General features: G+C 53.5%; 6 protein-coding genes and 1 pseudogene. All 7 read right to left on the bottom strand.

Going from position 1 to position 9,657, the window contains the following annotated elements:
• Positions 1-775, bottom strand: a 775-nt coding sequence (locus tag WMO20_RS13945) for a hypothetical protein (RefSeq protein ID WP_349187258.1), incomplete at its 3' end; no start/stop codon positions are given.
• 41 nt (positions 776-816) lie between these two features.
• Positions 817-3,297 carry a rhamnogalacturonan lyase family protein gene (locus WMO20_RS13940; RefSeq protein WP_120021050.1) on the bottom strand — a complete coding sequence of 827 codons (2,481 nt, stop codon included), beginning with the start codon at positions 3,295-3,297 and terminating at the stop codon, positions 817-819.
• 4 nt (positions 3,298-3,301) lie between these two features.
• Entirely contained in the window at positions 3,302-4,618 is a 1,317-nt protein-coding gene (locus tag WMO20_RS13935) for a glycoside hydrolase family 28 protein (RefSeq protein ID WP_120021051.1), read from the bottom strand.
• An 11-nt stretch (positions 4,619-4,629) separates the two neighbouring features.
• A complete protein-coding gene (locus tag WMO20_RS13930; RefSeq protein WP_120021052.1) occupies positions 4,630-5,433 on the bottom strand; it encodes a polysaccharide deacetylase family protein in 804 nt (267 codons plus the stop codon).
• Positions 5,430-7,511, bottom strand: a complete 2,082-nt coding sequence (locus tag WMO20_RS13925) for a hypothetical protein (RefSeq protein ID WP_349187257.1) — start codon at positions 7,509-7,511, stop codon at positions 5,430-5,432. The genes WMO20_RS13930 and WMO20_RS13925 overlap by 4 nt, the downstream gene beginning before the upstream one ends.
• 9 nt (positions 7,512-7,520) lie before the next feature.
• The gene (locus tag WMO20_RS13920) at positions 7,521-8,891 is read right to left on the bottom strand and encodes an MATE family efflux transporter (protein ID WP_120021054.1); all 1,371 of its coding nucleotides are present in this window, start codon (positions 8,889-8,891) and stop codon (positions 7,521-7,523) included.
• Between the two features lie 128 nt (positions 8,892-9,019).
• Positions 9,020-9,657 (bottom strand): annotated as a pseudogene (locus WMO20_RS13915) (hypothetical protein); the annotation flags it as partial.

The following is a 9,657-nucleotide window of genomic DNA, read 5'->3' as shown; positions in this document are numbered from 1 at the left end:
GCGGTTTATTATAGCTGGTAGTGTATAAGCGTGGGTTCATCATATTTGGTGTGGTATCTTTAACTATGGGAAACTCCACACTCCCATCCAGATACAAGTCCAGCGCCTGTCCCCAGCCGCCGTAGCACGCCGCCGGGTGGTAGGGATATTCTGCACCGTAGTCCGCCATCGTGGAATCTCCGGCAAGGTAGACTGTGGGGACCTCGATGGGCACAACAGACAGAAAATCCAGTGCCGGGCAGTGGCCGACCACCGCAATGTCCAGAGCATTTTTTTCAAAGGGCCGGTCTTTTCCATTGGGGATGATGGGCGAAACACTGACCGTGAAACAGATGGACAGCACCGCGCCCTGCCGCAAGGAGCCTTTCCACGCAAGATGGCGGCATCCGTGGAAAATCAGAAGCTGTTCTTCCTCCGCGCGGGCGGTCAGCGTGAGTTTCACGCGGTAATTTCCGGCACGAGGAACAGCCGCCTTGAAGCAAAGCGGAACAAATCGCTGCGGCGGCTGGACTGCGCCATCCTTTTCCCACAAAGACTGCACCAGTGCATCCGAATCCAGAAAACAGCCGTTTTCGTCCTGCTGGATTTTTGTGATTTCTTCCGATGCGTACCAGTAGGGTACATGGAATCCACTGTTCAACTCAAAGATATTGAGTTCTGGCTGTGCGTTATGGGCAGCTTCGTCCACAAACCCGAAGAGCTGGCTGGGGCTATAAAACGGGATGGAATCCTGTGCGCCCTTTTCCAAGGAAATGGTGAAAGTTTCAGATTTCATAATGCGTCCTCTATATCCGAATTTTCATTGGATTCAAAGACTTAACTGAAGAATCCCTTCAGTGTGTCAAGAGCCTGTTGTTTCTTCAGGGCAAGGATACCAGCATAGTCCAGCGTACCGATGGACTTTCCAACCTCTTTGGATTCCGTGGTGTAAACAATATTTGCAATAGGCAAATTCATGGACAAGACTTGTTCCTTGTTATCTTCGCCAAGATAGAATCCGATGTGAGGGGGCTGATTGTATGCGCTGTTCTGGTTCGCCACACAATTTCTGTAGACAGGGTCATGCATCAGCGTATAGATCATGTAGTCCGTTTCTGTCGTTGTCATGTAGATACGAAGCTCGGTGTCGTCCTCGTTTCTAAGCACGACTTCTTCACGCCAGTCACCCAGAATATCGGCTGTCAGGCTGGGGTTGTTTTTGGTGGAATTGTTCGTCTTGCCATCCAGCACATCAATGGTATCCACCGCACCACTTTCCCAGTTGTATTTATACACGCCGAAATCGCAGGATTCTTTCTCAACGCCATCACCAAGTTCGCTGAGCAGGTCACCGTCCCAGTACAAGACCCAGTTTGCCGGCAGACCTGCACGGCTCGGATTGACCATTCCACTCAGAATGTTGTATACACCGCTGTTGTTTGCCTGACCCCAGTATTCGTATCCGGGCAGCGGAGTGATATTCGCCGCTACTGCACGGCCCACATCCTTTGCCGAAGTCCAGATACCATCATAGCGCAGGCCGGTTCCAGCATTGCTCAGAGCCTGATTTACCGTTGCCACCTTGTACTCCTCTGTGGGAGAGAAAACATAGAGCTGCGTAGGATTGTTCGGATTCATTGCCGCAAGGTGGATGGCATCGCCGTGGCTTCCCAAATCCTGTCCATCCTTGCCATTCTTGACCCAGAGCAGCGAGCCGTCATGGTCAACCGCCATATTGCCGATGCAGATCTCATCAAAACCGTCCTGATCCAGATCACCGGTCGATACATTATGGTTTCCCTTATCTGCGGCATCCTCACCGGTCAGGGCCACAAAGTTCCACTCCAGCTGCAGCTTTCCATTTCTCAACGTGTAGGCAGCAATCGTAGTTTTTGCATAGTAGCCGCGGTTAAAGAATACAGCAGGAATCGTTTCGGTGCTGCCTGCTTCTTTGGGCAGATAGCCGATTGCAATATTGTAACGTGCAGAGCGGTTGCCGCCATCGCCTGCTTTGCCCCAGTCATCGTAATTGCCAGTCACATTGATGTAGTCGATGCTGTCAATGATTTCACCGGTCTGCCCATTGAATACCGTCACATATTCATTTGAGTCAGGGCTTGCATGGCCGTTTGCATTGATATTTGTACCGGGAACCACGCTCTTATCGCCCACATAGGAAACGATCGTGCTCTCATCGGTCATATCAAATTTGCCAGCTTTATTCGGCTTATAGGCGATCGTACCATCGGAGGTCTTGATAAACAGCTCTGCTTTGCCATCTTCATCCATATCGTAAAGCATAAACTGGTTAAAGTGGGCACCAGAGGGCATTTCCAGACCCATGTTCAATCTCCACAACGGAGTACCGTCCATCTCATAGATGTCAAAGATGGTCGGAGAGGAAGGTGCCACAGCCTTGCCAGAGTCAAATGCATTGTCCGGATACCATTTTACAATGATTTCATACTGTCCATCGCCATCCACATCACCCACGCCGGTATCATTGATCGTATACGAAGAAAGGTCTCCGTTTTTGGTGGGCTGGGGTTCCGGCTTTTGCAGAGGGATGCTCATATAATTGTTTTCCAGAGCGGCAACAGCCTCGCTGTTATACTGTAGGCCGTTCTGAATCTTTGCAACTACATACACATCGCCGGCTTTGCCTTTTGCATCGGTAAAATTGGTTCTGTCTGTGATCGGAGAGGAATTGATCTTGATGCCATTTCTGTACACATCAAAGGAAATATCCTCACCATACTCTGTTGCAAGGATTCTCCAAGAAATGAACACACCATCATCGGACTTCACCGCATACACGCCGCGATCCAGATTTTCCATAGAACGTGCATACGCATTATAGCTGCTGCCCGTCTTAAAGTAGCCGATACGATAATACACATCATAGGTGTAGTCCGTCCGCTGTTCGCTGGGGTCAGTAGGGTTTTCATTGGGTGTCAGAGAATCTTCCAGTACCTGATATTTTCCCTCGACCGGAACAACATTGGCACCGTAAACATAGATGCCTTCTTCTGCTGCGTTAAATTCACGAATCGCGGTCCATTTGCCAACGGTTACCGTTCCAATCGAGCCATCGTTCATCACAGCGGTCACTTCTGTGGGAAATTGTTCTGGCAATGCTTCACCAAATGGAAGTTCCAAGGTCGTGGGATTGTACACATAGGTTGGATACGGCAGTGCGCTATAGCTTATGACCTGTCCGGCTGCTGCGGTATCCGGGCCGACTGCACAGACGTTCCATGCAGAAGAAACGAGTATGCTGGCCGTAAGCAGGCAGGCCACGAGTCTTTTCTTATTCATAATTTTATGCCTCCTCGATCGTATGCGGTACGGGGGGAATGTAATTGATGTCCGGTGCGGTATCCAGAGGGGTGATGTTGCAGTTTTCGCAGACCATACCGTTCACTGCGGTCGGGTCAAAGGAATTTTCTTTTGCGCGAATGTCCAGATTCCGGAATGTGAAGTCCGAGAGTTGATACTGTGTCGGTTCCGGTTTTACGTTGAAGTATTCGCGGCACTCACAGCGGCAGTCCTCCACGGTGATGTGATCTGCATAGGAAAGCGGAATGTCCTTGCGGTCTTCCAGATCATAGAACTGCGTCCACGGATTGATGTTGACAAAACTCTCCACAACGGCATCCACCTGCTTCATCGTAATGTACTCGTAATGCTGTGGGGTATCCGGGCGCATTTTCAGCCAGAGCAGATTGCAGGCGTGGTCTACTTTCAAGCGGCGAATCAGGACGTTGCGATCGTGCATGGACTCCGAACCGCAGGTCAGACAGCCATGGCAGAAACCATAGTGGCAGTCCTCCACCAAAATCCGCTCATTGATGCCGTTTTCGGGTGCAGTATCGGCCCACGGGCCTCTGCCGCCCTTCAGCACGACCGAATCATCGTTCACTTCCAGATAGCAGTTCTTGACCAGAACATCGGTGCAGACATCAATGTCGATGGCATCGGTGCTGGGAGCCGGAACCGGGTGCGCCGGTGAAAGAATGCGGCAGTTCAGGTACTTCACATGGTCGCAGCGGTAGAGATGGCTCGTCCAGAAGTGCGAATTTTGCAGGGTGATATTGGCAAAGGTCACATTTTTGCTGTTGGAGATGAACACGAGCCGCGGACGCTGCTCGTCCTTGTTCGTGCATTTGGGGTTCCACTTGCGGCGCAGCCAGAACGCCCGCCAAGAGCGCAGGCCGTTGCCGTCGATGGTGCCGGGGCCGCTGATGGTAAAGCCATCCACGCCATCGGCGTTGATGAGGGCCGAGAAGTAGATACAGTTCTGTCCTTCCATGCGTGTTTCGCAGAGGTCATAATCGGCAATGTCATCACTGCCCATCAGGGTGCCGCCCTGTGCTACATACAGATTCACGCCCTGTTTGAAGTGCAGCGCACCCGTGTGGTAAACACCAGCCGGAACTACCAGAACACCGCCGCCCTCCTTGGCTGCAAAGTCAATGACGGACTGAATCTCCTTTGTATGCAGCTGGCCATCCGGCAGGATGCCGTAATCCGTTAGCGGGTACTGCTTGCCCAGCGCAGAAAGTTCCGGGGTTTCGATCTCATAGAACCAATCGTCGATTGGGGTTCCGTCCGGGAAAAATTCAAGTTCATGTTTCATGGGTGTGTTCCTCACTCAAATCGTGTTGTCGTTCCACCGGGAAGTTCGTAGATTTTTCCTCCCACGCTGACCCAGCAGGATGCAGCATTGGGATTATAGCATAGATCACCGTCTACGGTAAACTGGAGCCGGGCAGCATCTTCCAGCGCATCTACAATTTCGATGTTAGTAGCGTACCAGATGTCGTCCTGATGGCTCATCATCTGGCAGAACTGCTCCATCTGTGCCCAGCCATCCTGTTCGGGCAGTTCATAACTGTGACCCCAGACGTACATCAGGTACAGATACTGGGTCTTGTGCATGGTCAGGAACTTCTGGCCCAGTTCCAGCATCCCACGCCGGAAATGACAGGTCGGATCCCACTCGGTAAAATCTTCCGGGATGGCAAACCCCTGCGTACTGCGCACAGTACGCGCATAGCGGATGCCCAGTGCCGGCAGCAGTTCCATGATTTTATGGGTGTAACTGCCGTTTGGATAAGCAAGACCGCGCACTGGGGTCTCGACCAGTTCTTCCAATGCACGGCGATCTTCCAGAACCTGCTGGGCCACCTGATCCAGCGGAGAGCGTGCAATGGTGGGATGCAGCACGGTGTGGCAGGCCACCTCATGCCCACGATACAGTTCCTTATATTCGCTGACCGGGATGCGCTCTGCATTGTGCAGACCGGAGTTCAGATTAAAGGTTCCCTTCATGCCGTACTGGTTGAACAGTTCCACAAGGCGGCGGTCTTCCACGCGGCCATCGTCAAAGCTGAAAGTCAGGGCCTTGTGCTTGCCGCCGGGAAAACAGGTATAGATATTTTTCAAACTCATACAGAAGCCTCCTGTAAGCCGTAGGGAACGGCGCGTTTGCCATAGCGGTTTGCCAGACTACCTGTCACGACCAGCTTGAACGCATTGCTGCCCGGATGGAGCAGGCCCTTCAAATCGAACCGGTGCTTATTCCAGAACGAAACTCCGGCAAATTTTCCGTTGACCCAGAGTTCGGCCATCTCCTCGGCATCCAGTTCCATCAGCGGATAATCGTCGTTTGCCTGTTCTGCGCTGTATTCCACCTCGGCAACGTAGGTCTTTTTGACCTGAATGCCATCGGCTTTTTTCAGGGTAAACTCCGGCACAGGGAGCAGCAGTGGTTTCGGCTGTTCCGGCAGAGCGGCAAAGTCCGCCTCCTCGCAGGTGAACAGCAGCAGGCTGCTGCGGCTGGGCAGGTTCAACGCAAAATCCTTTGCCTGCGCACGGGCTGCTTTCCCTGCCCAGAGGTCATACTGCCCGACTTTTTTGGTAGTGGGCAGCGTGATGGTGGTGTGAAGGTCGGTGTTGCCCTCGTTCACAAGGAACCAGCACTCACTGCCTGCGCGCAGGAAGTGCGCACTGCGCAGCTGCGGAGCCGCCGGGCTGCACTGAAGGTCTGCAAGGGGCGAGAGGTCTTTGGGGAGCGCGGGCGCATCGGGGAACCGCTGTTCCGGGTCGATCACCGCCGAGAACTCCATGCCGCGGCAATGCAGTTTTCCGTCCTGCACCCGGCAATCCCTCCAGACGCTTTCCGGCAGATACTGGAAACCGACCTGCTGCTCATAGAGCGGACGAACGGCATCCGGTTCCAATGCGCGGTTGCGGCACAGCACCGCCACCGGCAGGAGAGCGGTCGTGTCCGTCATCAGGCAGGACAGCCGCCGCAGATAGGTAGACCACAGCTTATAGTGCTTCCACCAGTTGCTGTTGGGGCCGACATCGGGCGGGCGCTCATCTTTCCGCTTGCCGGTGATGCTGTAATAGAACGCATGAGGGATGAACAGGTTGACACCGCGCACGGCCAGCCAGTCCGTGTACCACTTGATGTCCCCGCCGGAGAGCTGCCACGGATTGTTGTCCTTGTTGCAGGCTCCAAAGCACTCGTTGGAATTGCGGCGGCGGTTCATCAGGCGGGCCGCATCCGCGCTGCACTTACCCAGCGTGGAATCCAGCCCCACAAGGCAGTCCTTTTCCGGTGCGATCCAGCGCAGGCACAAGTCCTGACCGGGGATGCCGAAGTATTTTTCCACCTCAATATCATCGCTCTGGTGGGGGTGTCCCATCAGGCAGATGCCGTGCTGCTCGCACCAGCCGGAAAGAGCCGCATAGTAAACGCCGCCCTCCCGGTCAAGGATCATCTGATGATAGAGCCGGGTGTCGGCATTTTCGGTTTTCTCGAACAGTGCGGTCAGGTTTTCCAGCTTGCCGCCTGCTTCGGTGAAAAGCTGGGCAAAGCCCTTTGTCCAAGGGAACATATTCCCCACGTTCCGCCCCAGAATACTGGGTTCATCGGTGAAGAAGCCGATGATGGTATTCCCGAAGTATTCTTTCAGTTCACGGTAGTAGGCATCGTGGGTCAAGCCGATGAACCGCTGCACGACCTCCGGGTTCAGGATGTCGGCACTTTCCGGGGCGTTCGGTTCGCCATCGTCTTCGCCCCAGTGGATGCCGCGGATGGTGCCGCCGCTCTTGCGCACCACCAGAACGCCCTGCGGTGTCTGTGCAAGGACTTCATCTCCCGGCTTGCTCTCGCTCACCAGCGTGATGCCCTGACTGACCAAATCGGGTCGGCCCGCAGTGACCATGCCGTTTGCGGAGCCGGACGGGTACATTCCCTCATCGTACAGAACGACCGTCATGTTCAGCGCAGCAGCTTCCTTGACCGCCGTGCGGATGTAGGAAAAGTATTCTTTGGAAAGGTATTTGATGCGTTTTGCAAGGCCGATGCGGGGATGCAGCACCACGCCGGATACGCCGTGTGCGTTGAAATCATTCAACTGGCGGCGGATCTCGTCATGGATCAGGTTGCCATTCAGAAACCAGAACGGGATCGGGGTAAATTCGCGCGAGGGTTTGGAAAGCAGTGTGAGTAACTCCATACGAACCTCCTATGGTTCATTTTTTGCAAGGGCGCAAAGTTTGGCCCATCGCTTTGTACGAAAATAAAACAGCATCAGGATCATACCAGCCAGAAAACTCAGCGGTACACTGGCCATTGCATAGCCGCCATAGCCAAGCCGTGAAAGCAGATATGCGACCGGTATCCGTACACCCCACAGGATGAAAAGATTTACGATGGTCGGATACTTGATCTCTCCAATGCCATTGGCAAAGCACATGATGACGTTCATGATCGCATACATCCATGTGAACGGAAGAACGATATGGATGTAGCGCGTTGCAAACGCAAGAACTGCGGTATCGTGTGTGAAGAGTGCGAGGAGCGGGTTGCAGAAAATTGTAACGAGGATTCCAGCAGATAATGTGATGGCTCCCGCGCTCAACGGAATCAGCCATGCGCTGCGGCACAGTCGGCGATAATTTCCTGCACCAAGGTTCTGACCGGAAAATACCGTCATTGTTGAGGAGAGCGATGCAATGGCAAGGTTGGCAAGGCTGGTGACTTTTCCGGCCACCGAGCAGCCTGCAACAAAAGTCGAACCCTGAAGATTGAACAGAATCTGCAAAATCAGGTGTCCGGTGGAATAGAGTGCCGTGTTCATTCCAAGTGGGAGGCCGATCTGTATCATCTTCCGCAGCGTTTTCCCATCGAATCGATGGGGCAACAGTGGAAATTCCAGCTCCGGTGCATAGCGGCGGATATACCAGATGCTGCACAGCCATGAGAGTGCCAGTGCAATCACGGTCGCCCATGCAGCACCGTAGACACCCATGCCAAACTTCGCTACAAAGAGCAGATCCAGCGCAATGTTGACCACACAGGATACCAGCAGAAGCACCAGAGAAGAATTGCTGTTGCCAAGCCCTCGCAGGATGCCTGCATTGAAATTGTAACCCATGTTGCCAAGAATACCGATGGCAACAATGCGCAGATACTGCACTGCATAAGGCATAGCATCCGGCGGAACCTGCATCAGATTCAAGAGAACCGGCCCCAATACAAGCCCCAACACCGTAAGTGGAATCGCTGCTGCGTAGAGGAAGAACACGGATGCTTTGAGCAGCTTTTTCAGCGCATCCTGATCGGACGCACCGCAAGCCTGCGAAACAAGGATTGAAATGCCAGAACCAATACCGAGAAAGACACACAAAAGAATTTCCAGCGGCTGCGAACTGGTGGAAACCGCTGCCAGTGCAGAGGAATCGCAATAATTGCCGATGACCAGCGTATCTACGGTGCTGTACATCTGCTGAAGGACACTGCCAGCGCAAATCGGCAGAGCAAAGCGCAGGGTGCAGCCGAGGATAGAGCCATGGGTCATATCTGTCTGATGCGCAGGTGTTTTATTCTGTGTCATATCATTTGCTTCATAAAAGAAGAAACTGTGTCCCGCAAAAGGTTGCGGAACACAGCTTCTGTGTTATCCAGATCTCAACTCCGTCAGCAGGATATCATGCAGACCGGAGCTTGCGTCCGCTATGATTTTTACAGAGAGTCGCGGATCGTCTTTGCATTTTCGAGGTCAGCCAGACGCCACTCGATGATGCTGTTGGCATCCAGACCGTTGCAGTCGGCGACCATCTGATCCCACAGGGCATCGAACTCGCTGTCGGAAGAAGCATAGACCATCTTCCAGCTTGCGGTGGTGACCTTATCCTTGATGGCATCGATCATCAGCTGCATATTGTCATCCGGCAGGCTGGTAAAGCTGGATACGTTCTTCAGGGGGCTTTTCTCGCAGTAATCGCTGCCCAGCCACTCCTTCCAGTTCTCGTGGCCAGTGGTCTTCTGCCACTTCTGGAAGTTTTCGCTCTGAGCACTGATCTCATTGACATCGCTCCAGCCCAGCGTAGAAGCGCAGCGGTAGCCGCCCTCTCCATCGCCATACTGGGTCAGGGTACCGTTCATCACGATAAAGGGAGTGTTCCACAGTTCCAGCGTTTCGCCGGTGGACATCTCAAAGCCGGTAAAGTCGTTGTGACCGGAGTTCAGCCACTCCTTTGCACGGTCGGTCAAAGCAGCATTGCCCTTGTCATCACTTGCCCAGTAATCGGCTGGGTCAGCGGTGTTACCACCGCTTTCCCGCCTAAGAACCGTACGTGACAGTTTCCCGTCATACGGCT

This window comes from Faecalibacterium intestinale, assembly GCF_040096575.1.
GTDB lineage: Bacteria > Bacillota > Clostridia > Oscillospirales > Ruminococcaceae > Faecalibacterium > Faecalibacterium intestinale.
This window is presented reverse-complemented; position numbering and strand designations above follow the sequence as displayed.

Bases quoted from the DNA above. Each gene is read 5' to 3' on its own strand.
- WMO20_RS13940 (WP_120021050.1), bottom strand. From the start codon at position 3,297: ATGAATAAGAAAAGACTCGTGGCCTGCCTGCTTACGGCCAGCATACTC.
- WMO20_RS13925 (WP_349187257.1), bottom strand. From the start codon at position 7,511: ATGGAGTTACTCACACTGCTTTCCAAACCCTCGCGCGAATTTACCCCG.
- WMO20_RS13935 (WP_120021051.1), bottom strand. From the start codon at position 4,618: ATGAAACATGAACTTGAATTTTTCCCGGACGGAACCCCAATCGACGAT.
- WMO20_RS13930 (WP_120021052.1), bottom strand. From the start codon at position 5,433: ATGAGTTTGAAAAATATCTATACCTGTTTTCCCGGCGGCAAGCACAAG.
- WMO20_RS13920 (WP_120021054.1), bottom strand. From the start codon at position 8,891: ATGACACAGAATAAAACACCTGCGCATCAGACAGATATGACCCATGGC.